Source organism: Bacillus sp. NPDC093026 (assembly GCF_044754665.1).
Classification (GTDB): Bacteria; Bacillota; Bacilli; order Bacillales; family Bacillaceae; genus Bacillus; species Bacillus maqinnsis.
The window spans coordinates 15,362-40,272 of the sequence record NZ_JBIVPN010000005.1 but is presented as its reverse complement, the minus strand read 5'-3'; the positions used below and the strand labels follow the sequence as shown (position 1 = coordinate 40,272).

The 24,911-nt window shown below is 39.8% G+C and carries 28 protein-coding genes, 1 pseudogene and 1 other annotated feature; of the genes and pseudogenes, 26 read left to right on the top strand and 3 right to left on the bottom strand.

Annotated features, from left to right (window positions below; translation table 11 throughout):
• The first annotated feature begins 32 nt into the window (after positions 1 to 32).
• Positions 33 to 239: a binding site (T-box leader), on the top strand.
• 82 nt (positions 240 to 321) lie between these two features.
• The 11 genes from alaS to udk all read left to right on the top strand — a co-directional run bounded on the left by alaS (position 322) and on the right by udk (position 10,023).
• The gene (gene alaS / locus ACIQCE_RS12155) at positions 322 to 2,958 is read left to right on the top strand and encodes an alanine--tRNA ligase (RefSeq protein ID WP_400495214.1); all 2,637 of its coding nucleotides are present in this window, start codon (positions 322 to 324) and stop codon (positions 2,956 to 2,958) included.
• A gap of 89 nt (positions 2,959 to 3,047) precedes the next feature.
• Positions 3,048 to 3,314: an IreB family regulatory phosphoprotein gene (locus ACIQCE_RS12150; RefSeq protein WP_024718370.1), complete on the top strand. Its 267-nt coding sequence runs from the start codon at positions 3,048 to 3,050 to the stop codon at positions 3,312 to 3,314.
• 3 nt (positions 3,315 to 3,317) lie between these two features.
• A complete protein-coding gene (gene ruvX / locus ACIQCE_RS12145; protein WP_353855117.1) occupies positions 3,318 to 3,734 on the top strand; it encodes a Holliday junction resolvase RuvX in 417 nt (138 codons plus the stop codon).
• A 15-nt stretch (positions 3,735 to 3,749) separates the two neighbouring features.
• Positions 3,750 to 4,034: a DUF1292 domain-containing protein gene (locus tag ACIQCE_RS12140; RefSeq protein ID WP_353855118.1), complete on the top strand. Its 285-nt coding sequence runs from the start codon at positions 3,750 to 3,752 to the stop codon at positions 4,032 to 4,034.
• Between the two features lie 147 nt (positions 4,035 to 4,181).
• Positions 4,182 to 4,751, top strand: a complete 570-nt coding sequence (locus ACIQCE_RS12135) for a biotin transporter BioY (protein WP_400495213.1) — start codon at positions 4,182 to 4,184, stop codon at positions 4,749 to 4,751.
• Positions 4,748 to 5,125 carry an AMP-binding protein gene (locus ACIQCE_RS12130; protein ID WP_400495212.1) on the top strand — a complete coding sequence of 126 codons (378 nt, stop codon included), beginning with the start codon at positions 4,748 to 4,750 and terminating at the stop codon, positions 5,123 to 5,125. Before ACIQCE_RS12135 ends, ACIQCE_RS12130 begins: the two co-directional genes overlap by 4 nt.
• Positions 5,126 to 5,211: 86 nt before the next feature.
• Complete coding sequence (gene mltG / locus ACIQCE_RS12125; RefSeq protein WP_400495211.1) at positions 5,212 to 6,294, top strand: endolytic transglycosylase MltG; 1,083 nt, start codon at positions 5,212 to 5,214, stop codon at positions 6,292 to 6,294.
• A 208-nt stretch (positions 6,295 to 6,502) separates the two neighbouring features.
• Positions 6,503 to 7,168 (top strand): O-methyltransferase, encoded by a 666-nt coding sequence (locus ACIQCE_RS12120; protein ID WP_400495210.1) that lies wholly within the window; start codon positions 6,503 to 6,505, stop codon positions 7,166 to 7,168.
• Positions 7,165 to 8,094 (top strand): peptidase U32 family protein, encoded by a 930-nt coding sequence (locus ACIQCE_RS12115; protein WP_400495209.1) that lies wholly within the window; start codon positions 7,165 to 7,167, stop codon positions 8,092 to 8,094. The genes ACIQCE_RS12120 and ACIQCE_RS12115 overlap by 4 nt, the downstream gene beginning before the upstream one ends.
• Before the next feature lie 20 nt (positions 8,095 to 8,114).
• Complete coding sequence (locus ACIQCE_RS12110) at positions 8,115 to 9,383, top strand: peptidase U32 family protein (protein WP_400495208.1); 1,269 nt, start codon at positions 8,115 to 8,117, stop codon at positions 9,381 to 9,383.
• A 7-nt stretch (positions 9,384 to 9,390) separates the two neighbouring features.
• Positions 9,391 to 10,023 (top strand): uridine kinase, encoded by a 633-nt coding sequence (gene udk, locus ACIQCE_RS12105; protein WP_400495207.1) that lies wholly within the window; start codon positions 9,391 to 9,393, stop codon positions 10,021 to 10,023.
• Between the two features lie 105 nt (positions 10,024 to 10,128).
• Here the strand turns inward: udk and ACIQCE_RS12100 are convergent, their stop codons facing one another.
• Entirely contained in the window at positions 10,129 to 10,284 is a 156-nt protein-coding gene (locus tag ACIQCE_RS12100) for an Ig-like domain-containing protein (RefSeq protein ID WP_400495337.1), read from the bottom strand.
• A 790-nt stretch (positions 10,285 to 11,074) separates the two neighbouring features.
• On the opposite strand from ACIQCE_RS12100, the gene greA reads away from it, so the two are divergent.
• From greA to ACIQCE_RS12085, 3 genes are all read left to right on the top strand, one after another.
• Positions 11,075 to 11,548, top strand: a complete 474-nt coding sequence (gene greA, locus ACIQCE_RS12095; RefSeq protein WP_353855128.1) for a transcription elongation factor GreA — start codon at positions 11,075 to 11,077, stop codon at positions 11,546 to 11,548.
• Between the two features lie 50 nt (positions 11,549 to 11,598).
• On the top strand, positions 11,599 to 13,341 hold the full coding sequence (locus tag ACIQCE_RS12090) for a peptidoglycan D,D-transpeptidase FtsI family protein (protein WP_400495206.1): 1,743 nt from the start codon (positions 11,599 to 11,601) through the stop codon (positions 13,339 to 13,341).
• A gap of 67 nt (positions 13,342 to 13,408) precedes the next feature.
• Positions 13,409 to 14,077: a DUF1510 family protein gene (locus ACIQCE_RS12085; RefSeq protein WP_400495205.1), complete on the top strand. Its 669-nt coding sequence runs from the start codon at positions 13,409 to 13,411 to the stop codon at positions 14,075 to 14,077.
• 194 nt (positions 14,078 to 14,271) lie between these two features.
• Here ACIQCE_RS12085 and ACIQCE_RS12080 read toward each other — a convergent pair whose 3' ends face one another.
• On the bottom strand, positions 14,272 to 14,475 hold the full coding sequence (locus tag ACIQCE_RS12080; protein ID WP_400495204.1) for a DUF2536 family protein: 204 nt from the start codon (positions 14,473 to 14,475) through the stop codon (positions 14,272 to 14,274).
• 186 nt (positions 14,476 to 14,661) lie between these two features.
• Here ACIQCE_RS12080 and ACIQCE_RS12075 point away from each other — a divergent pair, with 186 nt between their 5' ends.
• From ACIQCE_RS12075 to ACIQCE_RS12045, 7 genes are all read left to right on the top strand, one after another.
• Entirely contained in the window at positions 14,662 to 15,300 is a 639-nt protein-coding gene (locus ACIQCE_RS12075; protein WP_400495203.1) for a class I SAM-dependent DNA methyltransferase, read from the top strand.
• Positions 15,301 to 15,315: 15 nt separating this feature from the next.
• Complete coding sequence (gene mtnN, locus ACIQCE_RS12070; RefSeq protein WP_400495202.1) at positions 15,316 to 16,011, top strand: 5'-methylthioadenosine/S-adenosylhomocysteine nucleosidase; 696 nt, start codon at positions 15,316 to 15,318, stop codon at positions 16,009 to 16,011.
• A gap of 47 nt (positions 16,012 to 16,058) precedes the next feature.
• Positions 16,059 to 16,982, top strand: a complete 924-nt coding sequence (locus ACIQCE_RS12065) for a PLP-dependent cysteine synthase family protein (protein WP_400495336.1) — start codon at positions 16,059 to 16,061, stop codon at positions 16,980 to 16,982.
• A gap of 1 nt (position 16,983) precedes the next feature.
• Positions 16,984 to 18,132, top strand: a complete 1,149-nt coding sequence (locus ACIQCE_RS12060; RefSeq protein ID WP_400495201.1) for a bifunctional cystathionine gamma-lyase/homocysteine desulfhydrase — start codon at positions 16,984 to 16,986, stop codon at positions 18,130 to 18,132.
• Between the two features lie 71 nt (positions 18,133 to 18,203).
• The gene (locus ACIQCE_RS12055) at positions 18,204 to 18,437 is read left to right on the top strand and encodes a YrhC family protein (protein ID WP_353855135.1); all 234 of its coding nucleotides are present in this window, start codon (positions 18,204 to 18,206) and stop codon (positions 18,435 to 18,437) included.
• A gap of 424 nt (positions 18,438 to 18,861) precedes the next feature.
• Positions 18,862 to 18,996, top strand: coding sequence for a YrzI family small protein (locus ACIQCE_RS12050; protein WP_008342648.1), 135 nt, complete (start codon positions 18,862 to 18,864; stop codon positions 18,994 to 18,996).
• Positions 18,997 to 19,156: 160 nt separating this feature from the next.
• The gene (locus ACIQCE_RS12045) at positions 19,157 to 19,318 is read left to right on the top strand and encodes a hypothetical protein (protein ID WP_400495200.1); all 162 of its coding nucleotides are present in this window, start codon (positions 19,157 to 19,159) and stop codon (positions 19,316 to 19,318) included.
• A 42-nt stretch (positions 19,319 to 19,360) separates the two neighbouring features.
• Here the strand turns inward: ACIQCE_RS12045 and ACIQCE_RS12040 are convergent, their stop codons facing one another.
• Complete coding sequence (locus tag ACIQCE_RS12040; protein ID WP_400495199.1) at positions 19,361 to 19,486, bottom strand: YjcZ family sporulation protein; 126 nt, start codon at positions 19,484 to 19,486, stop codon at positions 19,361 to 19,363.
• 266 nt (positions 19,487 to 19,752) lie between these two features.
• On the opposite strand from ACIQCE_RS12040, the gene ACIQCE_RS12035 reads away from it, so the two are divergent.
• From ACIQCE_RS12035 to ACIQCE_RS12015, 5 genes and pseudogenes are all read left to right on the top strand, one after another.
• Positions 19,753 to 20,349 (top strand): class I SAM-dependent methyltransferase, encoded by a 597-nt coding sequence (locus ACIQCE_RS12035; RefSeq protein WP_353855136.1) that lies wholly within the window; start codon positions 19,753 to 19,755, stop codon positions 20,347 to 20,349.
• Positions 20,350 to 20,819: 470 nt separating this feature from the next.
• Positions 20,820 to 22,034, top strand: coding sequence for a formaldehyde dehydrogenase, glutathione-independent (gene fdhA, locus ACIQCE_RS12030; RefSeq protein WP_400495198.1), 1,215 nt, complete (start codon positions 20,820 to 20,822; stop codon positions 22,032 to 22,034).
• Positions 22,035 to 22,140: 106 nt separating this feature from the next.
• Positions 22,141 to 22,311, top strand: a complete 171-nt coding sequence (locus ACIQCE_RS12025) for a hypothetical protein (protein WP_400495197.1) — start codon at positions 22,141 to 22,143, stop codon at positions 22,309 to 22,311.
• Between the two features lie 403 nt (positions 22,312 to 22,714).
• Complete coding sequence (locus ACIQCE_RS12020) at positions 22,715 to 23,755, top strand: 2,3-butanediol dehydrogenase (protein WP_400495196.1); 1,041 nt, start codon at positions 22,715 to 22,717, stop codon at positions 23,753 to 23,755.
• 140 nt (positions 23,756 to 23,895) lie between these two features.
• Positions 23,896 to 24,727, top strand: a pseudogene (locus tag ACIQCE_RS12015) (manganese catalase).
• Positions 24,728 to 24,911: the final 184 nt, after the last annotated feature.

The following is a 24,911-nucleotide window of genomic DNA, read 5'->3' as shown; positions in this document are numbered from 1 at the left end:
GAGTTGTCTATAATAATTTCGATTCATACATAGTCAATTCAATGATGGACCCGAGTACGTTAAAAAGCTGATAAAGAGAGAGGTTTTATTTGCTGAGAAAAGCCTTATCAGACCTTTAACGGAAGCTAGTCCTGAGTGCAGATAAACACTGCCGCTCTTTCCAGCGTTATCGGATGTGAAGGTGATAGACGTTGGTGTCTATAATCAGGGTGGTACCGCGAGAGCATCTCGTCCCTGTGTAAGTAGTTTTATGCTTGCATAGGGCGGGGTGTTTTTTCGTTTGTGTGGAGATATGTTAAATAAAAAGGGAGGATTTTTTAAATGAAAACTTTAACTTCTGCGCAAGTACGTCAAATGTTTTTAGACTTCTTTAAAGAAAAAGGACATGCGGTAGAACCGAGTGCTTCACTCGTACCGCATGATGACCCAACACTTCTATGGATTAACAGCGGGGTGGCGACATTAAAGAAATATTTTGATGGACGTGTTGTTCCTGAAAATCCGCGTATTTGTAACGCACAAAAATCAATTCGTACAAATGATATCGAGAATGTAGGGAAAACAGCCCGCCATCATACGTTCTTTGAGATGCTTGGTAATTTCTCAATCGGTGACTATTTTAAAGAAGAAGCGATTGATTGGGCATGGGAATTCCTGACAAGCGAACGATGGATTGGCTTTGATCCGAATTTGTTATCTGTGACTGTTCATCCAGAAGATGAGGAAGCTTATATTCTTTGGAGAGACAAAATTGGTATCCCTGAGGAACGCATTATTCGTCTTGAGGGGAATTTCTGGGATATCGGAGAAGGACCAAGCGGACCAAATACTGAAATTTTCTATGACCGCGGCGAAGCATACGGAAATGACATGAATGATCCGGAACTTTATCCAGGTGGTGAAAACGAGCGCTACTTAGAAGTATGGAATCTTGTTTTTTCTGAATTTAACCATCATCCAGATGGCTCTTATACACCACTACCAAAGAAAAACATTGATACTGGGATGGGTCTTGAACGAATGGTATCAGTCATTCAAAATGTTCCAACGAACTTTGATACAGACTTGTTCATGCCAATTATTCGTGCGGTGGAAACGATTTCTGGAGAAACCTATGGAGAAACGAAAGAAAAGGACACAGCATTTAAAGTCATTGCTGACCACATTCGTACAGTAGCTTTTGCGGTTAGTGATGGAGCGCTCCCTTCCAATGAAGGACGCGGTTATGTACTAAGACGTTTGCTGCGCCGTGCAGTCCGTTATGCGAAGACGCTTCATATCAACCGTCCATTTATGTATGACCTTGTGCCAGTTGTGGCCGAGATCATGAAGGATTTCTATCCAGATGTTCTAGCAAAAGAAGAATTTATTTCGAAAGTGATCAAAAACGAAGAAGAACGCTTCCATGAAACGCTCAATGAAGGGCTTGCCATTCTGTCAGAGATGATCAAAAAAGAAAAAGACAAAGGGAGCTCACAAATATCAGGTGAAGATGTTTTTAAGCTGTATGATACGTATGGCTTCCCTGTCGAGCTAACAGAGGAATATGCACAAGATGAGAAAATGACAGTAGACAAAGAAGGCTTCCAAGCTGAAATGGACAAACAGCGTGAACGTGCAAGAAAAGCGCGGCAAGATGTCGGCAGCATGCAAGTTCAAGGCGGTGCTTTAGGGGATATTAAAGTAGAGAGCACCTTCGTTGGGTATGAAAATTTAACAACTACAGCACACATCATTGAACTGCTTCAAAATGGTGAGATTGTGAAAGAAGCGCATGAAGGTGAAAAGGTCCAAATTATATTAAATGAAACACCCTTCTATGCAGAAAGCGGCGGACAAGTAGCAGATAAAGGGACGTTAAGAAGTGCTGAAGCCATCATTGAAATTAACGATGTCAGAAAGGCACCAAACGGCCAGCATGTCCATGAAGGAATGGTTGTCAGCGGCACTGTGCAAAAAGGTCTTGAAGTTACTGCTGAAGTTGAAGCTGCTCTTCGAAAAAGTATTGTGAAAAACCATACTGCGACGCACCTGCTTCATCAGGCACTGAAAGATGTACTGGGCAGTCACGTCAATCAAGCAGGTTCATTAGTGAATGAAAATAGACTTCGTTTTGACTTCTCTCATTTTGGACAAGTCACAAAAGAGGAATTGGCGCAAATTGAAACAATCGTCAACGAAAAGATTTGGGAAGGAATCTCTGTTGCAATTGATCTTAAACCTATTGCAGAAGCAAAAGAAATGGGCGCGATGGCGTTATTCGGTGAGAAATATGGCGATATCGTTCGTGTCGTTCAAGTAGGTGATTACAGCATCGAGCTTTGCGGAGGTTGTCATGTGCAAAATACGGCTGAAATCGGCTTGTTTAAAATCGCATCAGAATCGGGTATTGGTGCAGGAACGCGCCGTATCGAGGCTGTCACAGGCAAAGGAGCCTATGAAGAATTAAATGGCCAGCTTGCGATTTTGGAGAAGGCTGCTTCGGAATTAAAATCAAATCTAAAGGATGTACCAAAACGAATCGCTTCCTTACAAGCAGAGTTAAAAGAGGCTCAAAGAGAAAATGAATCCCTTCTTGCGAAACTAAGTCAGGCAGAAGCAGGCTCTATTTTAGAAAAAGTAACAGACGTTGGCGGAGTGAAAATTTTAACAGAAAAAGTGAACGCAAAAGACATGAACCACTTAAGAACAATGGTAGATGACCTAAAAGCTAAATTAGGATCAGCTGTCATCGTACTCGGCGCTGTACAAAATGGAAAAGTAAACATTTCAGCAGGTGTGACAAAAGACGTTATTGAAAAAGGACTTCATGCAGGCAAGCTTGTCAAGCAGGTGGCTGAAATCTGCGGGGGAGGCGGAGGCGGTCGTCCAGATATGGCTCAAGCAGGCGGGAAACAACCAGACAAGCTTGAAGAAGCACTAGCAACTGTCGAAGAATCTGTCAAATCCGTTTTATAATCATGCAATGTAGTGTAGAATAATGGTATTAGATGAGCGGTTAGACAAATGCTTGCTAGTAGAATGTTGGAAGAGAGGTGCAAGACGCAGTGAGTTCATTTGATAAGACAATGAAATTTAACTTCTCTGATGATTCAGCTGAAACCAATGTGAATGAAGTGCTAATCACAGTTTACGACGCACTCCAAGAAAAAGGATACAACCCGATCAATCAAATTGTTGGATACTTGCTGTCAGGCGACCCTGCTTATATTCCAAGACATCAGGATGCACGTAACCTAATTCGTAAACTAGAACGAGACGAATTAATTGAGGAATTGGTTAAATCGTACTTAGAGACACATAAAGAGGCGTAAAACATGAGAATTTTAGGCTTAGATTTAGGCACGAAAACCCTTGGTGTTGCCATAAGTGATGAAATGGGATGGACAGCTCAAGGAATTGAAACAATTAAAATTGATGAAGCAGGCGGAGACTTTGGTCTAAGCCGCCTGTCTGACATCATTGCGCAATACGGAACTGATCAAATTGTGCTTGGCTTTCCGAAGAATATGAACGGTACGGTCGGTCCAAGAGGCGAGGCCAGCCAATCATTTGCGAAAGTGCTGGAAAACACGTACAATGTTCCTGTTGTGCTTTGGGACGAGCGTCTGTCGACGATGGCAGCGGAAAAAATGCTCATCTCTGCCGATGTGAGCAGACAAAAGCGTAAAAAAGTCATTGATAAAATGGCGGCTGTGATGATCCTGCAAGGGTATTTAGACAGCTTAAATTAAAATGAGGTGAATCAAATGGAACACGGAGAAAAACAAATTACAATCGTTGATGATAATGGAAATGAACAGCTTTGCGAAATATTATTTACTTTTGAAAGTGACCATTTCAACAAATCATATGTTCTTTACTACCCAATCTCTGAGCAAGACAATGAAGAAATTGAAATTCATGCATCAAGCTTCACACCTAATGAAAATGGGGAAGATGGGGAACTTGAGCCGATTGAAACAGATGAAGAGTGGGACATGATTGAAGAAACGTTAAATACGTTCTTAGATCAAGAAGAGGACGAAGAGTAGAAATAAAAAAAACCTGTGATCATGATCCGAGATCTCAATCACAGGTCTTTTTATATACATTATGTTAACCTAATTATTTTTTAAGTTGACATATATGAGAAGAACTTTTACTCTTATTTCTATATATAAATAGAGTGAGGGGCATGTATGTTAAAAATTCAAGAAATGATGCAAATCGCACTCATGACAGCTATTATGGGTATTTTAGGTTTAATCCCGCCTATTTTCTTCACCTTTACACCGGTTCCAATCACATTACAAACGGCTGGTTTGCTGCTAGCTGGCGGGTTGTTAAAGCCAAAACAAGCATGGATGAGTTTACTTCTTTTTCTTCTAATTGTGGCAGCGGGTGCACCGCTTTTGTCAGGAGGAAGAGGTGGAATTGGGGTCTTTTTTGGACCAAGTGGCGGTTTTTTACTTGCCTATCCAATTGCTGCCTTTGTGATCAGTTGGTGGCTGAATCGCCTGAAAAAAATGACCGCATTACGTCTATTTGCTGTGTATGCGTTATGCAGTATTGGTATTTTGTATATATGCGGTGTTCCTTTTCAAGCAATGATGATGCATATAGAAGTAAAACAAGCAGCATTACTGAGTATGATTTATGTACCTGGCGATTTAATCAAAGCTGGCATTTGTTCCGTTTTCACGGTCAAAATCATCCAAGCGATGTCTTATCGCAAAAGGGAAATACATAAAGGAGGACGAGCAATTTGACACTTGTAACTGAAACGTATGCAAGTTATGCAGAGACTAGACCTGATCAAATGGCTATCATCAATGAGAAAGAAAGCATGACTTATAGAGAATGGTATGAGCTTGTTCAGAAATCAGCACAGTGGTTGAAAAAAGTAACTCATCAGCAAAGAAGAGTCGCTTTTTTAATATCGAATGGTGTGTCTTTTCTTCAAATATTTGCTGGAGCTGCTTCAGCAGGGTGGACAGCCATTCCGCTTGATCCGAGATGGTCTCATGCAGAATGTGTAGAGAAGCTCATCTTAAGTGAGGCAGCTATAGTCATTGTTGAAGATCGGTATATGAGAATGTTTGAAAAAGAGTGGCGGTGGTGTTGGTTTAGCGGTATTATGTGAAGTTCTCTAAACTGATGTATGAGCAAGTCATTGCCGAACTCCGTCGAATCATGTAGTATAAAGGCTAGATGTGAGGAGGGCCATGCATGTTTTCAGAACAAAAGAAACCACCATTTTTTAAAAGAAAAATGGGGATCGCCCTGTTATCTGTGCTTGCTGTGATCATCATTACGACATTATCAAGCTTTTTATATGTTCAATCAGCGCTCGGACCGGTCGATCAAAAAAGCAAACAAACGATTAATATCCATATCCCAAACGGTACATCTGTTCGAGAGATTGCCGGCATTTTGAAAGAAAAAGGGCTTATTTCGAATGAGACTATTTTTACTTACTCTGCAAAATACAAAAAAGCTACCGGCTTTCAAGCAGGATACTTTCATTTGAAACAAACAATGGATGTAGATCAGCTTATCCAAAAATTGACTTCTGGCGGAACAGATTACGCCTTTCAGCTTGTGGTTCCAGAAGGAAAACAGTTGTCTGATATTGCAACGATTATTGCCAACCAAACGAACTATTCAGCAAAGGAAGTTGTAGCAAAGTTGGATGATCCAGCTTTTATCAAAAAACTCATGAAAAAATACCCGAAGACTGTGACATCAAAAGTTGAGCAGAAAAATATCAAACATCCATTAGAGGGGTATTTATTTCCTGCTACGTATCCGTTTTATCGTGAAGATGAACCATTGGAAAGCATCATTGAAACAATGATTAAACAAACGGATCAATACGTGAAAATGCATGAAAAAGATATGAAAAAGAGAAACATGTCCATTCACGATGTTCTGACAATGGCGTCTTTAATTGAAATGGAAGCTACCGAAAAGACGGATCGAGCAAAAATTTCAAGTGTTTTTTATAACCGATTAAAAAAGGACATGCCGCTACAAACAGATCCAACCGTTCTTTATGCGCTCGGTAAACATAAATCTCGCGTCCTGTACAAAGACCTGAAAGTGAAATCACCTTACAATACGTATGTAAACAAAGGGCTGCCACCTGGACCAATTGCAAATGCTGGGGAATCTTCTTGGAAAGCAGCATTACATCCAGAGAAAACAGATTTTGTTTACTTCCTAGCGAAGAAAAATGGAGAAGTCGTCTTTACCAAAACGCTGAATGAGCATAACAAAGCCAAAGCAAAATACATCACAGGCAGCAATTAACTTGTGAGAGAAAAAGACTGTAGACAACTGACAGATTGGCTGCAGTTTTTTTCGTTGAGTCATCCAATTTATTGGTTCGCAATTACCACTTCTTTATGGTAAAATGTATCGGGTTGTTTTTACTTAGACGAACGAAAGATTGACGAGAAAGGGAGTTGCAAAAAGGCAGGACTCTTCTTTCTAAGGTCATGAAGGAGCTAGACATATAATGACAATCGAAGATGATCGAATAAATAATTATATTGAAAATTTAATTCCGCCAGGTCCTGATGAAATAGTGCAATTAGAAGCATACGCCAAAGTGAATCATGTTCCGATTATGGAAAAGGTGAGCATTGAGTTTTTACTGCAGCTCCTTTCAATGAAAAAGCCTAAGAAAATTCTCGAAGTTGGAACAGCGATTGGTTATTCGGCTATCAGGATGGCTACGGCTCTACCTGATGCTGACATTTACACCATTGAACGAAATCAGAAACGGTATGAAGAAGCGACACGCAATATTGAGGAATTACAGTTAAAAGAAAGAATACATGTGTTCTTTGGTGATGCCATTGAATCGGCAGAAACTGTTCAAACAATGGCGCCATATGATGTGATTTTCATTGATGCTGCAAAAGGACAGTATAAACGCTTTTTTGAATTGTTTGAGCCCATGCTGGCTGATGGTGGAATGATCATCACAGACAATGTATTATTTAAAGGCTTAGTGGCGACAAATTATGAAGAAGAGGTAGAAGATAAACGCAAAAAACAATTAATTGGAAAGATTGATCGATATAATCAGTGGCTTATGTCAAATCCTCATTTTCAAACTTGTATCATACCGGTTGGAGATGGGATAGCCATTAGTACAAAAAGAGGTGACCAATCATGAAAAAACCAGAATTACTTGTGACGCCAAGGAAAGTATCAGATATACTGCCACTAATCGAGGCGGGAGCTGACGCATTTTTAATAGGTGAACAAACATATGGTATTCGTCTTGCAGGCGAATTTTCAAGAGAAGATGTGAAACAGGCCGTTCACCTTGCACATGCACACGACAAAAAAGTCTATGTGGCAATGAATGCTATTTTTCATAATGACCGTGTTCCACTGCTTGAAGATTATTTAACATTTCTCGATGCATTAAAAGTAGACGGTGTGGTCTTCGGTGACCCAGCAGTGATCATGGTTGCGAAGGAAGCAGGTGTCAGCCTGAATCTTCACTGGAGCACAGAAACAACCGGAACAAACTATTTCACTTGTAACTACTGGGGCAGAAAAGGTGCAACCCGAGCAGTTCTAGCTAAAGAACTCAATATGGACAGTGTGATTGAGATTAAGGAAAACGCTGATGTTGAGATCGAAATTCAAGTACATGGCATGACCTGTATGTTCCAATCAAAACGTACGCTAATCGGTAATTACTATGAGTATCAAGGCAAGCAGATGGACATTGAAGGAAGAGATATGGAAGAAGGTCTATTCCTCCATGATCAAGAGCGTCAAAACAAATATCCTATATTTGAGGATAAAAACGGCACGCATATCATGAGTCCTAATGATGTTTGTATGATTGATGAATTAGAAGAGTTTGTTGACGCAGGAATTGATTCATTTAAAATTGACGGAATTTTAAAGTCACTTTCTTACATGACAGAGGTGACCTCACTTTACAGAAAAGCAATTGACCTGCTGATGGTAGATAAAGAAGCTTATGAAAATCAAAAAGAGGATTGGGTCAAGCGCATTGAAGAAATTCAACCTGTCAATCGTTCCATTGACACAGGATTCTTCTTTAAAGAAACGGTTTATTAAAACAAAAGGAGGCAGAGAATATGGCACTTTTAAAAGATGGAATTTCTGAAATGATCAATGGAAAACGTGTCATTACAAAAAAACCAGAATTACTTGCACCAGCAGGTAACCTGGAAAAGCTGAAAATTGCTGTACATTATGGAGCAGATGCCGTATTCATTGGTGGAAAAGAATTCGGTCTTCGCTCAAATGCAGATAACTTTTCAATTGAAGAAATGGCAGAAGGCGTTGCGTTTGCGAACAAATATGGCGCACGAATCTATGTGACAACGAATATTTTTGCTCACAATGAGAATATGGACGGCCTTGAAGAATATCTCCAAGCGATTGAAGGTGCTGGTGTAGCAGGCATTATCGTAGCCGACCCGCTAATTATCGAAACGTGCAAACGAGTAGCACCTAAACTAGAAGTACATTTAAGTACGCAGCAATCTCTTTCAAATTGGAAAGCCGTTCAGTTCTGGAAGGAAGAGGGACTGGAGCGTGTAGTGCTTGCACGTGAAACAAGCGCGTTAGAAATTAAAGAAATGAAAGAAAAGGTAGATATTGAAATCGAAACTTTCATTCATGGCGCGATGTGTATTGCCTATTCTGGACGCTGTGTGCTTAGTAACCATATGACAGCTAGAGACTCCAACCGCGGAGGCTGCTGTCAATCTTGCCGCTGGGACTATGATTTGTATAAGCTCGATGGTTCAGAGGAAAAGCCATTATTTGGTGAAGAAGATGCACCTTTTGCGATGAGTCCAAAAGATTTAAAGCTTGTAGAATCGATTCCACAAATGATTGAAATGGGTATTGATAGCTTAAAAATTGAAGGACGAATGAAATCTATTCATTATGTGGCAACCGTTGTCAGCGTGTATCGTAAAGTGATCGATGCATATTGTGCGGACCCCGACAATTTTGTCATCCAGCAAGAATGGTTAGATGAATTAGATAAATGTGCAAATCGTGACACGGCCCCTGCCTTTTTTGAGGGAGTACCAGGAACGGATGAACAAATGTTTGGCGTTCATGGGAAGAAAACAACATTTGATTTCGTAGGACTTGTTCTTCATTATGATGAAAAAGAACAAATCGTGACATTGCAGCAGCGTAACTTCTTTAAAGCTGGAGATGAAGTTGAATTCTTCGGACCGGAAATTGAGAACTTCACATGCAAAATTGATAAAATTTGGGATGAAAAAGGGAATGAGCTTGATGCCGCCCGTCACCCGCTACAAATCGTGAAATTTAAGCTTGATCAAAAAGTTTACCCTAGCAACATGATGAGAAAGGGGAAATAACAGGTCCATGGGGAGAAAACCAGTGGTGATTGGAATAGCGGGCGGCTCGGGTTCAGGTAAAACGAGTGTCACAAATTCTATCTATGAAAAATTCAAAGGACATTCCATCCTCATGCTCCAGCAAGATTTATATTATAAAAATCAAAGTCATATGCCATTTGAAGAGCGCCTGCTCACGAACTATGATCATCCGCTTGCATTTGATAATGACCTCATGATTGAGCATTTGGAACAGCTATTAAGATACGAACCAATCGAAAAACCAATTTACGATTTTAAGCTATATACACGCTCAGAAGAAACGGTGTATGTTGAACCAAAGGATGTCATCATCGTTGAAGGCATCTTTGCTCTTGAAGATGAACGTTTAAGAAATTTGATGGATATGAAACTGTATGTTGATACAGATGCAGACCTTCGGATCATTCGACGTATTTTACGAGATATGAAAGAAAGAGGCCGCTCCATTGATTCAGTAATTGAACAATATGTGTCTGTCGTAAGACCGATGCATAATCAATTCATTGAACCAACAAAACGTTACGCTGATATCATTATCCCAGAAGGCGGTCAAAATCATGTGGCAATTGATTTGATGGTCACAAAGATTCAGACGATCCTCCAGAACCGGGGAGAATAAACATTGTAGTAAAAAAGACCTTAACATCGTAAAGATCTAGATTGTTGACAGAAGGGCTAAAGTGGTTTTTATTTTAGCCCTTTGTCTTCTTTTCAAGCGACATCATCAGACAGTCACGAAGACTTGTCCGAAAACAGAAGTTCCTTTATAAAGAGTGATTGTGGCTTTTCCTGGTGAATGAGCCGTCACCACTCCATTAAAGCTAACAGAAGCTACCCCTTGATTATCTGTCCAATAGCGTGTAGCTGCACTGTCAGAAATGGATTAACGCTCACCCACTTTTAAAGATAAGTTATAATTTTGAATTGATATTACACTAGATGTTTGAAGCTCGGAATACTTGTTATTCGTTGCAAAAGCATGTGTTTCTTAGGTAGATGCCATACCCATTCGTGAAAAAGATAAGCTAGAGACGAATAAAACGGAAACCATTGTTTTCTTTATTTTCATTCAAAACTCCTTGACATGTATTTGGTCTTACATCATAAGAATTCGACAACATCCAATATTTTTCTTTAAAAGAAAGATTGTATGAGAGTTTTGATATGATAGGAAAACAATGAAGGGAAAGTAAAATAAAAAAGATACGATAGAACGCAGATAGATGAAGTTTTCGACTTTTTTAAAAGTATATTAAAAAAACGACAACAAATCATCACAAATTTTCAAACAATTCTTGATCAAAATGAAATTTTGTAATAATATAGCATAGACATATCGTACACTGACCATATTATGTATTGGATGATGAAGAATGGATAAGTCATTCTTCCGTTTGCATAGGATCGAAATGGCCGAACTAGGTACAGGAGCTTCCTGTGCCTTTCCACAGTTTGTGCGATGAAGATAGCCCATGATTAGATCGCTTCTTTCCTTGGCTTAAAAAAGGCATAATAGTTGCATCTAATCGGGTTGCCATGTAAGATGGACTTTTACGAATATGGGACAGAAAGAATGAGGGCCTGAACATGTCCTCATTCTTGTATATTTCAGTCGTCACTCACATACAGAAGCTTGTATGTTGAGGATTAATAGAAGGAGTGAATGATTCATGGCACAAGAGAAAGTATTTCCAATGACAGAAGAAGGAAAGCGTAAATTAGAAGAAGAGCTTGAATATTTGAAAACGGTTAAACGTAAAGAGGTTGTCGAGCGAATTAAAATCGCTAGAAGCTTTGGAGACCTCTCTGAAAACTCAGAATATGATTCAGCAAAAGAAGAGCAAGCGTTTGTAGAAGGTCGTATTACAACGCTTGATAACATGATTCGTAATGCAAAAATAATTGAACATGAAGGCAATTCAAATGTCGTCTCTCTTGGTAAAACAGTCACATTCGTTGAATTACCAGACGGAGAAGAAGAGTCTTACACCATTGTTGGAAGTGCAGAGGCTGATCCGTTTGAAGGAAAAATTTCAAACGATTCACCAATTGCGAAAAGCTTGTTAGGCAAAAAAGTAGATGACAAAGTAACCGTTCAAACACCAGGCGGCGAAATGTTCGTACAAATTGTGAAAATTTCATAAATACGTTTACACGATAAACACCTCGTCCACAATAGGGATGAGGTGTTTTTATGCGTAAAAAAAGACGAATTCAATGGACAGGAGCCATTATTTTTATTTTATTGCTCGGTCTTTTAGCGAGACTGGCAGAAATACAGCTGTTTTTCACAGAATCCTTCTCAAAGCTTGACATCAATTTAATTCAAGAAAGTGTCAGACAACGAACAGAAGAAGTGGTCATTTCAGATGGACGAGGTGAGTTTTTAGACCGAAATGGAAAGCGGCTTCTCACAAAAGAACAGCCAGCGGTCATCTTATTTCCTTTTCTGCAATACGATCTCCCTCATTTAAAACAAACCGCTTCTATTCTCCATATGGAACCAGAAGAACTCAAAAGGAAGCTATCAAAAACCAAAAAGCCTCTCATATTAAAAGACGACATCACGAAAAAAAAGCTGAAAGATATCAATGATATGAAATATTCAGGCGTCTACGGCGTATATATGAAAGAGAAAGACAAAAAAAGGCTTGCACTTCAGACATTAGGGTTCACAAGCGAGAATCCAGAATTGCTCAGAAAACGTTATCCAGATAAAAAGGAGCTCTCGATTCGAACTGAAATTGGTACGTTTGGTCTGGAAAGTACGTTTGATGAATTTTTATTGCCTGAACAAGACACAAAATTGTTATATCATGTGGACGGCAAGGGAAACCCTTTGTTTGGGATGGACGTCAAATATACAGCAGAAGCCAATTCCTTTTATCCGCTTCAGGTGCAGACAACAATGGACGAAGAGATGCAAGTTGAAATGGAGACTATTCTTAAAGAACAAGGAGTGAAAAAAGGCGGGGCTGTTCTCTTAGATATTCAAAATAGCAGTGTGCTGGCCATGGCGAGTGTGCCAAGTGTCACAAGCAAGAATCGGCACAAGGCGAGGAATTACATGCTTACGGCATTTTCACCAGGTTCCGTTTTTAAAACAGCCGTGCTTGCCGCTGCCATAGAAAAAAACCTTGACAAGCCTCATACCATGTATGACTGTCGAAAGAATTTATATGGAGAGCCAGAGGGAAAACAGGCCGTGCTGAACCTGTCCGAAAGCTTTGCGCAAAGCTGTAACTATACCTTTGCGACACTAGCTGACAAGATGATTCAAACCGATCCACAAATCATCGAGCAGACAGCTACGAAACTTGGGCTCATTGATCGTGTTGGCTGGGAAGGTGATGTTTACCACAAGGAGCAGTTCAAACAATTTGATCGAGAAGAGACGGGCAACGTCTGGGGAGATAAAAGAGACAAGCATGTCAAAAAGGCGATTGCACAAACAGCGATTGGACAAAAAAATGTCAAAACGACCCCTCTTCAAATAGCCAACATGATGGCAACTATTGCAAGGGGCGGCGAACGAAGAGAAGTGAGAATTGCAGATAAAGTCCTTTATCAAAATGGAACGACCATGCTTTCCTTTCAAAATAAACGAGCACAAGGTGAGAATATTGACCGTTATACCGCGCAAAAATTGCAGCGATATTTAAGGCAGGTGGTGACAGATGAAAAAGGCACAGGAAGAAGATTTCAAGATTTGCCATTTAAAGTTGCGGGGAAATCAGGCACTTCCCAAACCGGCAGTAAAGATAAAAAAGGGAATACGCTCTACCATAAATGGTTTGCAGGATACTTTCCAATGGAAAAACCCAAATATGCTCTCGTTGTGGTCCATCTAGATGAGACAAGTGGCCGGGCTAAGACAAATGATGCGTTTTATGATATTGTAAAAAAGGTCAATGAAATTGAAAAGAAACAGACATAGAACATCCCTTCATGTCATGTTAGAATAGTAACGACTTAGGGAACAGAGGCAAAGGAGTGCAGAGATTTTGAGTAGAAACTCTCGATTTGAACATCGTGATAAGCGCAGAAAGGCGAATATGGTGCTTAACATATTAATTGGTATAGTTGTCGTGCTTATTTTAGTTGTCGCATCGAGTTTGTTAATTTTTAATAAACCGAAAGATACAGATGTAGCGAATGAACCATCAAAAACGGCACCTGCATCGAGTGATAATAAACAGACAACAGATGAAGATGTAAAAGATCAAAACAAAGACAAATCTGATGATTCAGATGCAAAAAAAGAAGATTCATCTGACCAAGACGACGATACGAAGATAACCAATGATGATGAAGATCAGCCAAACAAAGATGCGTTAAAAGACGCCAAAGAGACAGACGGCGGGAAAATCAGTGATGTGGACAAAACATATGAAAATGATGACTGGAAACCTATAGGTACAGAGCAAACTGGTTCACATACTGCTACCTACGATTCCAAGTCAGAAGACTGGAAGGAAATGCTGAAAGCCATGTCATATGCAACGGGTATTCCAGAGGATCAAATGACTGTTATTTGGTTAGGTAACAATGGTGGACCTCAAGATGCAAAAGGAACCATCCGAGATAAATCGACAGGTCAGCGCTACCGTGTGGAAATGACATGGGTTGATGAAAAAGGCTGGAAACCTGTAAAGGTTGAAAAATTAAAATAACCACAAAGGGCTAAATGGTTTTTATTTTAGCCCTTTGTCATTTTTTCATCGTGAATTGAAAACCCTTGAAGTCAGGAAGACCTAAGCTATTTATGCGGAGCGAATGAAATATTCGTGAGCACCAGCGCACAGATAACAACGAATGCGAGGGTTTGTCTACACGTTGAATAGATAGTCATACTATCTTTTTTTCATTAGACATTGGCTTTAAAATGAACAACGGCTGTATATAAAAGACGGTCATCTATGACAGTTGTTTGGTGACTCACTGAATGGACTGTCAGCAGAATAGCCTGATTATGTTCAATTTGTTTTTGGATGTTTTGTTCGAGTTCTTTTAAGGAAGTTGCTTCAAAAAATTCAATTTTATCCTTTAGAAAATCCAGTTGAAAATCCATCAAATTCACCCCTTCATGCTTTAGGCTCATCATAATCTCTCTATTTCAAAAGTGCAATCATTTTTCTACCCCTTCCCAGTATTTTTTAGTAGGAAAGAAGCAGAAGATGTGGTAGGATAAAAACTGTTCGCGGAATAAAGCATACTATGCATATAGGAATAAATAGATAAAGTGGAGGTAAAGAAAATGGGACGTGAGTTTCTTTCTTTATTTGATCAGTGGGCTTCATCTTATGATGACACGGTAAATGGCCATGATGAGCAGTATGAAGAGGTCTTTCGCCATTATCCAGCTATTTTAAAAGAAATTGTCAAACGCTCAGGTAAATGTGTCCTTGAATTCGGAAGTGGCACAGGTAATTTAACGGATGCGCTGCTTGCAGCGGGTAAACAAGTTTTTGGTGTTGAACCATCACAAGCGATGAGAGAAGCTGCTCTACAAAAAGGAGTGCCAAATGTACACGATGGTGATTTTTTAACGTTTCCGGAGCCTCCTTTTAAGCCGGATACGATCGTCAGCTCATATGCTTTCCACCATTTAACGGACGAAGAAAAAAAACAAGCCATTCACATCTATAGCAACATCCTTCACTCAGATGGTAAAATAGTCTTTGCTGATACAATGTTTCAAAATCAAGCAGCACATCATGCTGAAATTGAAAAAGCAAAAGCCGCTGGATTTGACCAGCTTGCAGAGGATTTAGAAACGGAATATTATCCATCCATTGATGTGCTAAAGCAAATCTTTGAAGAAGAAGGTTTTAGCACATCCTTTCAGCAGATGAATGACTTTGTTTGGATCGTAGTGGCGAAGAAATGGGAATGAAGGGATGTTTTTGATTTGAAAATCGCAGTAATAGGTGCAATGGAAGAAGAAGTAACCATTTTAAGAGATCAATTAAAGAATGCCTCACAAGAAAACATTGCTGGGTGTGAATTTACAACAGGGACTTATGAAAATAAAGAAGTGATTTTATTAAAATCAGGGATTGGAAAAGTGAATGCTGCTGTCAGCACAACTCTCTTGCTTGATCGCTTTCAGCCAGATTATGTAATCAATACAGGTTCTGCTGGCGGTTTCCATCACTCTTTAAATGTAGGGGATATTGTCATATCTACTGATGTGAGACATCATGATGTGGATGTGACGATCTTTGATTATGAATATGGACAAGTGCCAGGTTTACCAGCTGCTTTTGTCGCAGATGAAAAACTTGTGAGATTAGCAGAGGAATCAGCTTCTGAGATTGATCATATTCAAGTAGTGAAAGGAACGATCGCAACAGGAGATTCGTTTATGAATGACCCAGGACGTGTAGCGTTTGTGAGAGAGAAGTTCCCAGAGTTATATGCGGTTGAAATGGAGGCAGCAGCAGTTGCGCAAGTATGCGAGCTGTTTGGAACACCATTTGTTGTCGTTCGAGCGCTATCGGATATTGCTGGGAAAGAATCGAATGTTTCCTTTGATCAATTTCTAGAGCAAGCAGCGATTCACTCAACAGACCTTGTCCTGCGTATGATAAAGCAAACACAATAAAAAGAAGGGTTTCCCCCTTCTTTTCCACGTAAAGGAAGGGAAAAATGATGGTTGTCATTAAGGATATCACTGAATTAATTGGTCAAACACCACTTCTAAAGCTGTCAAGTATTGGCGTACCAGAAGGTGTTGAAGTGTATGCGAAGCTTGAAATGATGAATCCAGGTGGAAGTATTAAAGATCGATTAGGGGAAATGCTGATCAAAGAAGCATTTGCGTCTGGTCAACTTCGCCCAGGAGGGACCGTGATTGAAGCAACTGCAGGAAATACTGGGATTGGGCTTGCATTAAGTGCAAGAAAATATCAATTGCGGACTATTTTCTGTGTACCAGAACACTTTAGTCAAGAAAAACAACAAATTATGAAGGCGCTTGGTGCAGAGATTATTCATACACCAAGAAAAGAGGGAATGAAAGGTGCAATAAATAAAGCACTTGAGTTAGAGGCAAGCCTTGACAATGCTTATTGCGTTTTACAATTTAAAAACCAAGTAAATCCATTGACTTACTATAAAACACTTGGCCCTGAACTTTGGACTGAATTACATGGAAAAATAGACATCTTCGTTGCAGGAGCAGGTTCTGGAGGAACCTTCCAAGGATGTGCCGCATATTTAAAAGAGCAAAATCATGCATTAAAAACGGTCGTGGTTGAACCAGAAGGATCTATTTTAAATGGGGGAGAGCCTGGGCCGCACAGGACAGAAGGAATTGGTCTTGAATTTATACCAGATTATATGGACACGGCTTTATTTGATCAGATTTATACCGTCAGTGATGATGATGCTTTCCGTATGGTGAAGGAAGCAGCGGAGAAAGAGGGGATTCTACTAGGAAGCTCATCTGGAGCCGCTTTATTTGCAGCACTGGAGGAAGCCAAAAAGGCAGTACCTGGGACAGTGATTGTAACCGTTTTTCCAGATAGCAGTGATCGATATTTAAGTAAAGGAATTTATGAGGGAGGAAAATAAAATGAAACCGAAAACGATGATGATCCATGGGGGAACAACAGGAGATGAAAAAACAGGCGCAGTGTCTGTACCAATTTATCAAGTGAGCACCTATAAGCAGCCGAAAGCTGGAGAACATACAGGTTATGAATATTCCAGAACAGCGAATCCAACGAGAACTGCACTTGAAACAGTCATTCGTGATCTTGAAGGAGGAGCAAGTGGCTACGCATTCGGTTCAGGGATGGCTGCTATTACAGCTGTCATGATGTTATTTAACAGCGGAGATCATATTGTGCTTACAGACGACGTATACGGCGGTACCTATCGAGTCATCACCAAGGTACTAAACCGCATTGGGATTGATGCAACATTTGTTGATACAAGTCATCCTGAAGCAGTCAAAAATGCCATTTTGCCTCAGACGAAGGCTGTATACATTGAAACACCGACCAATCCTTTATTAAAAATGACAGATTTACAAGCGATTGGTCAAATGACAAAAGAAGCCAATATTCTGATGATTGTAGATAACACCTTCTTCACGCCTTACTTCCAAAAGCCGATTGAATATGGTGCCGACATTGTGTTGCATAGTGCTACAAAATATTTAGGAGGTCACAGTGATGTTGTAGGCGGACTTGTCGTGACAGCGACAAAAGAGCTTGGAGAAGAACTACATTTCGTTCAAAATTCAACAGGCGGTATTCTAGGTCCTCAAGATTCATGGCTTTTAATGAGAGGGATGAAAACACTAGGTCTGAGAATGGAGGCGCATCAACAAAATGCGCAAAAGATAGCCGAATATTTAGAGAAGCATCCAGCGATAACACGTGTCTATTATCCAGGACTGCCAGCTCACCCAGAGCACGAGCTGGCGAAAACACAAGCGACAGGCTTCGGCGGCATGATCTCTTTTGATATTGGGAAAGAAGAAAATGTGGATGTGTTTTTAAGTCAACTCAAGTTGTTTACGATTGCTGAAAGCCTTGGAGCTGTTGAAAGCTTAATTTCTGTCCCAGCACGTATGACACATGCATCTATCCCTAAAGAAAGACGAGAAGAGCTTGGCATTACAGATGGTTTAATTCGTATTTCGGTTGGAATTGAAGATATTGATGACTTATTACATGACTTAGAGCAAGGGCTAAACGTTCTAATGAATGGATAGATTTACATGCACTTCACTTTCTCTTACTATGTTAAGCTATCAATAGACATTGAACATGGAAGGTGAAACAAGTGAAGAAAAAGTGGTATGGTTTAATGACAGATTACAAGCAATACGCTTTTATTTTGCTTGCTGTCAGTACCTTTATATATATTGGTACCATATTGCCAAACCAACACGTAGAAGCATTTTCAAAAATGCTGATGATAGGAGTAGATTGTGTATTCCTATTCGCTGCTTTTGTTTGTGTGAAACGGGCTTTATTTTATCAAAAGAAACTTCAAGAACTTGACGAAGATTTATAAAAAAGTCTCCTCATGATGAGGGGGCTTTTTAAATTGACTTGGATGAACGAACAAGGCCGATTAGTGAAAAACACAAAAATCATCTAAATTCCTAAAAACTGGTTTACAAAATGGCGCTTGCTGGATATACTTACAAAGTAAATAAAAACGTAAAGGAGGCTGAAGAATATGTTGCTTGTATTTAAAAATCAATTAAACCATCAATTTCATTATGTCATCAGCCTGTGGAAGAGTTCGTGTTCTTCCTTTACCTATTACGGAGCACGCTTTACATCTGTTTAAGAAACGAGGATTCAGCGCATCATCCATCGCAGGTTGAAAGACAGCGTCTTTTGATCTGCGTTTTTGTGTGCCCACAGGTCAACTGATATAGAAGATCTGTGGGCTATTTCGCGTTTTGCGAACTGAAGGGAGGTGAGCGTATATGACAATCCACTTATTTTTTATTACATTAACGATCCAGCGTAAATACAAAGACATTGAAACAGTTCTTTATGAACAACAGGTAGAAACCTTTTATGAAGAAATGAAGCAGAAACAACTAAAGTATATGAACTAAAGATGAGAAGAAAATCACGTAAAGGAGGAGACAGACATGTTTATCATGCTTGCAATGCTTGCTTTTTATACAAGGGAGAAGGACCAGGTTTAGACACGTTCCACATTGATGACCTCCACATATGATAATCGTAAAAGGCAGATAGTGAGGTGATCAATGAATGTCTATGTCACCATATATGCGATTTCCATCAGTTGGACACGGATATGTGTCCATTCCGCATTCCTTAAAGCATGGGTATGGCAATCCATATCGATTCCAAAGGGAGCAGCAGGAAATGCTCAGACGGCATATATACAGTTATCCTACCTATTGGTACTAAAGAAAGGAGCAGAAAACGTCACCGTTTTCTGCTCCTTTTACATTAATAAACCCAGCTTGCACCAATGATGATCAATAAAATGAACAGTACAACAAGCAACGCGAATCCGCCTGCAAAACCGCCACCGTAACCACCGCAGTAGCCTCCAGAATAACCGCCAAAGCCCATAATCTAGCACCACCTTTATCTAATCAAGATACATTCATAAAATATGCAGCTCATGCAGAAAACGAAATCAATCTCGGCAGAATTAATGAAACCGCCTACTTGGTTAAAAATTTTTGATTATGCGAAACATTTTTAGAAAAGATGTCGTCTTATAAAGGACAAAGGATTTAGGACTAGGTCTTAATTTTTGTTAGATGAGAGCCGATATAAAAAGTAAGAAAATTTGTAAATAGTTTTATTTACTGGTGTAAAGCAGGTGTTAAACATTGATTCAAAGCTGGATTGGAAAGCAAATGAGGGAACCAAAAGGCTTGTTTTCAAAATGGGTTGCCCGCTATATGGAAAAAAATCATCATGATATCAACCAATGGACGATTCAACTCTTAAATATACAAGAAAATGACCGTATTTTAGAAATCGGAACAGGAAGAGGCATGACTTTATCAAAAGTTGCAGAAAAACTCGACCGAGGAAAAATCTATGGAGTTGATGCTTCTCGTCATATGGTCAAATACGCAAAAAGAAAAAATAAAAAACTGCTGGAACAAAATAAAGCAGTGATTTCACTCGGGAAGGCCGAAAGTTTACCCTTCGAAGACAGATCATTTAATAAATTATTTACGGTGCAAACCATCTATTTTTGGACTGATATAGAGCAAGTGATGAAAGAGGTGTACCGGGTCCTTCAAGTGGATGGAGAAGTATACTTATCTTTTCAAAAGCAGGAGTTAATGAAAGAACAAAAACAGGCACAATCGTTATACAATGAACAAGACGTGAGACGCATGTTTTCTAACTATCATTTTAGAGAAGTCTCCATTTACCACTATGATACATACATCTGTATCAAAGCGTTAAAATGATGAATATATTTCCCAGGTAATGAACAAGAAGAGCCGCAAATGTTAGAACCCCTTTTTCTTTAGAAAAAGGGGTTTTTCACTTTTGTTCATACTGGATATAGTGTTATTTAGATGGATTCACTCATCAGAAAGAAAAAAGCTTGTCAACTTTGTCGACAAGCTTAGTAGAACTTTTTGTGTTCATATGTAGGGCCAGCCAGGTGTGTAAGGAATGATAGTATATATAAGGAATTTGTTTGTCGATTAAGGATACCTGTCTGGCTTAATTCTTATATCGACACGTTTCTGCAAAAGTTTAGCTTTTTTTTCAATTTTTTCTTTTTTATTTGACTGGAGTATACATGTTTCTCCCTGTGATAGACAAGGTTGTTCATTTCTCTTTGACTCAATGTGCAATTCAAAGAAGGGAAATGTCGATAAAAATAGAAAAATGTAGAGATCTTATTTTCTAACTAGGGAGGAATGAACACATGTCGGGAAACAAAGGTGTCGTTTATAAAGGGGCTGGAAATGTAGCAGTTGAGGATATAGGTTACCCTGATTTGGTATTAAAGGATGGTCCAGGTGTTCCTAAAGCCAATGTTGGTCGTAAATGTGAGCATGGCGTCATTTTAAAAGTCGTGACGACAAACATTTGCGGGAGTGATCAGCACATGGTGAGAGGGCGTACAACTGCACCCGAAGGACTTGTACTTGGACATGAAATTACAGGTGAGGTCATTGAGGTCGGTCGAGATGTGGAGTTTATTCAAAAAGGTGACCTTGTGTCAGTTCCGTTTAATATTGCTTGTGGACGATGCGTCATGTGTAAGGAACAAAAAACCCATGTTTGTCTGAATGTAAACCCTGATCGTCCTGGCTCCGCCTATGGATATGTTGATATGGGCGGATGGGTTGGTGGGCAATCCGAATATGTAATGGTTCCATATGCAGATTTCCAGTTGCTGAAATTCCCAGACAAAGATCAGGCAATGGAAAAAATACTTGATTTGACGATGCTCTCTGATATATTCCCGACAGGGTTTCACGGTGCCTATACTGCCGGAGTAAAGACCGGATCTACCGTGTATATTGCTGGTGCAGGGCCAGTAGGTCTTGCAGCAGCGCATTCCGCTCAGCTCCTTGGCGCTTCTGCTGTGATCGTCGGAGATCTCAATGAGCAAAGGCTAGAGCAAGCAAGAAGCTTTGGCTGTGAGACGATCAATTTACGAAAACATGATCGAATTGGCGAACAAATCACTAACATCTTAGGTGAGCCAGAAGTCGACTGTGCAGTTGACTGTGTCGGTTTTGAAGCTTCAGGTCATGGAGATCAAGGAGAAGCACCAGCAACCGTTTTAAACACAATTATGGATATTACCAAAGTTGGTGGGAAACTTGGCATTCCAGGTCTTTACGTCACAGAAGATCCAGGCGGAGTCGATGAGGATGCCAAAGTCGGTTCTCTTAAAGTACGGATTGGACTTGGCTGGGCAAAAGCCCATACGTTTGTGACGGGCCAAACCCCTGTCATGCAATATCACCGCAGTCTGATGAAATCGATCTTAAGCGGCAGAGCGCAAATTGCTAAAGCCGTCAATGCGACAGTCATCAATCTTGATCAAGCCCCAGAAGGTTATAGTGACTTTGATTCTGGTGTGGCGAAGAAGTTTGTGATTGACCCGCATGGGGTGATTTCTCGATAATCACTTAAATTAAATTGGGCCGTTCAATGAAATGGACGGCTCTTTATTTTGAAAAGATTACATAGAAGACATTTTCAAAGGGGAGGAATAGTATGAATTCAGACAGGTGAAAAGAAAAGTCACTGACCCATTTGGACGAAACGCAGAAAAGTATGTGATGAGCCAAACTTACGCAAAAGAAGAGGATCATGATCTGCTAGTTGAATGGGCTGACCGTCAAAACCTTGCTGGATATAGCAACAGGTGCGGTCATACAGCAAAAGCAATCGCCCGTTAAGATCAAGTGTTTGGAACGGATTTATCTGATTTATGCTTTTACTAACACATTGTTTGTAGCGTCTGTTGTTTTTTTGTTCTCACATTCTTTTTAGCATTTGCCAACACAGGCTTTATAGTTTTCTATCAGTCAAATATCCTGGTAGAAGTAATGGGACGGAGGACAAGCTTTTATGCTTTATGTGAAGTGATTTTGACGATTGGCATGACAGGGTTTCTTGGCGGAATGGCGCATGTTCTATCTATACAAACATCTATTAGTATGCTTCTTTTCTGTTTATTACTATGTTTTATCATTTCCGTCCATTGATTTTTAATCAAATAGTGCCTCCGGTTTAGCAAATTAAAAAAACTATGTTATAATTATTTAAGTTAGTTAATTATATTGAAAAGGGGTCTTACAAATGAAAGCACTACGATGGCACGATCAAAAAGACATTCGACTAGAGGAAATAGACGAACCAACAGTTGCTCCAGGAAAAGTAAAACTAAAAGTGAAATGGTGTGGCATTTGTGGTAGTGATTTACATGAATATCTAGGGGGACCTATTTTCATTCCAGTGAATGAACCTCATCCACTTACGAAAGAAAAAGCACCAGTGACGCTAGGTCATGAATTTTCTGGTGAGGTTGTTGAAGTAGGAGAAGGCGTAAGCCATTACAAAGTAGGCGATCGAGTGGTTGTAGAGCCTATTTTTGCGACTCACGGGCACCAAGGTGCTTATAACTTAGATGAAAACATGGGCTTTTTAGGACTTGCCGGAGGCGGCGGTGGATTCTCTGAATATGTATCGGTTGATGAAGAGTTACTTCATCACTTACCGGATGAATTGTCATATGAGCAAGGCGCGCTTGTAGAACCTTCTGCAGTTGCTTTATACGCCGTTCGTTCTAGTAAAGTACAAGCTGGGGATACAGCGGCTGTGTTTGGCTGTGGCCCAATTGGTTTACTTGTGATCGAAGCATTAAAAGCAGCAGGAGCTACAGATATTTATGCAGTTGAATTATCCAAAGAACGCCAAGAAAAAGCAAAAGAGCTTGGAGCAATCATTGTTGATCCTTCTCAATACGATGATGTTGTACAAGAGATTGCAAGCCGTACAAATGGCGGAGTCGATGTTTCTTTTGAAGTGACAGGTGTACCGGTTGTATTAAAGCAAGCGATTCAATCGACTAGAATTTCTGGTGAAACTGTTATTGTGAGCATTTGGGAAAAAGGTGCAGAAATTCTGCCGAATGATATTGTTATTAAAGAACGTACAGTAAAAGGAATTATCGGTTACAGAGATGTATTCCCATCTGTATTAAACTTAATGAGAAAAGGCTATTTCTCGGCAGATAAACTCGTTACAAAAAAAATCAAGCTAGACGATGTGATTGAAGATGGTTTCCATGCTTTAATCAAAGAGAAAGATCAAGTGAAAATTTTAGTCAGTGCAGAATAGTAAGACAAATGAGGGAATGGTTAAAAAGCCATTCTCTTTTTTTTTTTTCAAAATTTGATGTATTTCTTTATTTTTCATAAAGAGAGTTGCGCTTGAATAGTATAAGAGAAGAGATTTTGATGATTGAAGGAGATGACATCATGTTTTATCACATCAAAGAACTGCAATATGAAGCTAAGCCTACTAAGCCTGATCCCCCTTTATGCAAAAAAATCGCAGGAGGTGTTAGGCGGTCAATATGGAGAAATCAGCGTCATGATGCAATATTTATTTCAAGGATTTAATTGTCGAGCTGATCAAAAATACAGGGACTTATTGTTTGATGTTGGAACAGAAGAAATTGGCCATGTCGAGATGCTGGCGACGATGATTGCACGTCTGCTTGATAAAGCACCGGTCAAAGAGCAGGAGTTAGCGTATCATAGCGATCCTGCGCTTGCTGCTGTCATGGGGGGAACGAATCCTCAGCATGCCATCGTTGCGGGCTTAGGCGCGATGGCAGCAGATAGTCAAGGCTATCCTTGGAATGCAAAGTATATTATTGCAAGTGGGAATTTAATGGCTGATTTTCGGGCAAATTTAAATGCTGAATCTCAAGGAAGACTTCAGGTTGCAAGGCTTTATGAAATGACCGATGACCCTGGAGTGAAAGATATGCTGTCCTTTCTCATTGCACGTGATACGTATCATCAAAATATGTGGCTTGCCGCAATTAAAGAATTAGAGGAAAGAGAAGGGAATGTGGTCGTACCCACAACCTTCCCGCGTTCACTTGAAAAACAGCAAGTATCATATGATTTGTTTAACTTCTCAAGAGGAGAAGAAAGCAAAAATGGCAGATGGGCACATGGACGAAGCATGGATGGAAAAGGAGAGTTCAGATATATTTCCGCACCTGTTGTGTTCGGCTCTGCGCCAAAGCTTAAGCCGGCACCAAAGGAACTGTTTAACACGCCTAAAAAAGGTGAATAAATGAATCAAAAAAGTCGATCAGGTTTTCATGTCTAATCGACTTTTTATATTTTCTAAAGAAAAAATGGCACTTCGGACAAGTCGGTGACCGGCTGAATACAAGGTATCTTTATACAAATATGTCTTTTTTCATATCAGTGTTATGAAACGTGTTATTTGTAATTCTCATCTAGTTGAACCATAG

Coding starts and splice junctions, on each gene's coding strand:
- alaS (WP_400495214.1), top strand. CDS start 322: ATGAAAACTTTAACTTCTGCGCAAGTACGTCAAATGTTTTTAGACTTC.
- ruvX (WP_353855117.1), top strand. CDS start 3,318: ATGAGAATTTTAGGCTTAGATTTAGGCACGAAAACCCTTGGTGTTGCC.
- ACIQCE_RS12140 (WP_353855118.1), top strand. CDS start 3,750: ATGGAACACGGAGAAAAACAAATTACAATCGTTGATGATAATGGAAAT.
- ACIQCE_RS12135 (WP_400495213.1), top strand. CDS start 4,182: ATGTTAAAAATTCAAGAAATGATGCAAATCGCACTCATGACAGCTATT.
- mltG (WP_400495211.1), top strand. CDS start 5,212: ATGTTTTCAGAACAAAAGAAACCACCATTTTTTAAAAGAAAAATGGGG.
- ACIQCE_RS12120 (WP_400495210.1), top strand. CDS start 6,503: ATGACAATCGAAGATGATCGAATAAATAATTATATTGAAAATTTAATT.
- ACIQCE_RS12115 (WP_400495209.1), top strand. CDS start 7,165: ATGAAAAAACCAGAATTACTTGTGACGCCAAGGAAAGTATCAGATATA.
- ACIQCE_RS12110 (WP_400495208.1), top strand. CDS start 8,115: ATGGCACTTTTAAAAGATGGAATTTCTGAAATGATCAATGGAAAACGT.
- udk (WP_400495207.1), top strand. CDS start 9,391: ATGGGGAGAAAACCAGTGGTGATTGGAATAGCGGGCGGCTCGGGTTCA.
- greA (WP_353855128.1), top strand. CDS start 11,075: ATGGCACAAGAGAAAGTATTTCCAATGACAGAAGAAGGAAAGCGTAAA.
- ACIQCE_RS12090 (WP_400495206.1), top strand. CDS start 11,599: ATGCGTAAAAAAAGACGAATTCAATGGACAGGAGCCATTATTTTTATT.
- ACIQCE_RS12080 (WP_400495204.1), bottom strand. CDS start 14,475: ATGGATTTTCAACTGGATTTTCTAAAGGATAAAATTGAATTTTTTGAA.
- ACIQCE_RS12075 (WP_400495203.1), top strand. CDS start 14,662: ATGGGACGTGAGTTTCTTTCTTTATTTGATCAGTGGGCTTCATCTTAT.
- ACIQCE_RS12065 (WP_400495336.1), top strand. CDS start 16,059: ATGGTTGTCATTAAGGATATCACTGAATTAATTGGTCAAACACCACTT.
- ACIQCE_RS12060 (WP_400495201.1), top strand. CDS start 16,984: ATGAAACCGAAAACGATGATGATCCATGGGGGAACAACAGGAGATGAA.
- ACIQCE_RS12050 (WP_008342648.1), top strand. CDS start 18,862: ATGACAATCCACTTATTTTTTATTACATTAACGATCCAGCGTAAATAC.
- ACIQCE_RS12045 (WP_400495200.1), top strand. CDS start 19,157: ATGTCTATGTCACCATATATGCGATTTCCATCAGTTGGACACGGATAT.
- ACIQCE_RS12040 (WP_400495199.1), bottom strand. CDS start 19,486: ATGGGCTTTGGCGGTTATTCTGGAGGCTACTGCGGTGGTTACGGTGGC.
- fdhA (WP_400495198.1), top strand. CDS start 20,820: ATGTCGGGAAACAAAGGTGTCGTTTATAAAGGGGCTGGAAATGTAGCA.
- ACIQCE_RS12020 (WP_400495196.1), top strand. CDS start 22,715: ATGAAAGCACTACGATGGCACGATCAAAAAGACATTCGACTAGAGGAA.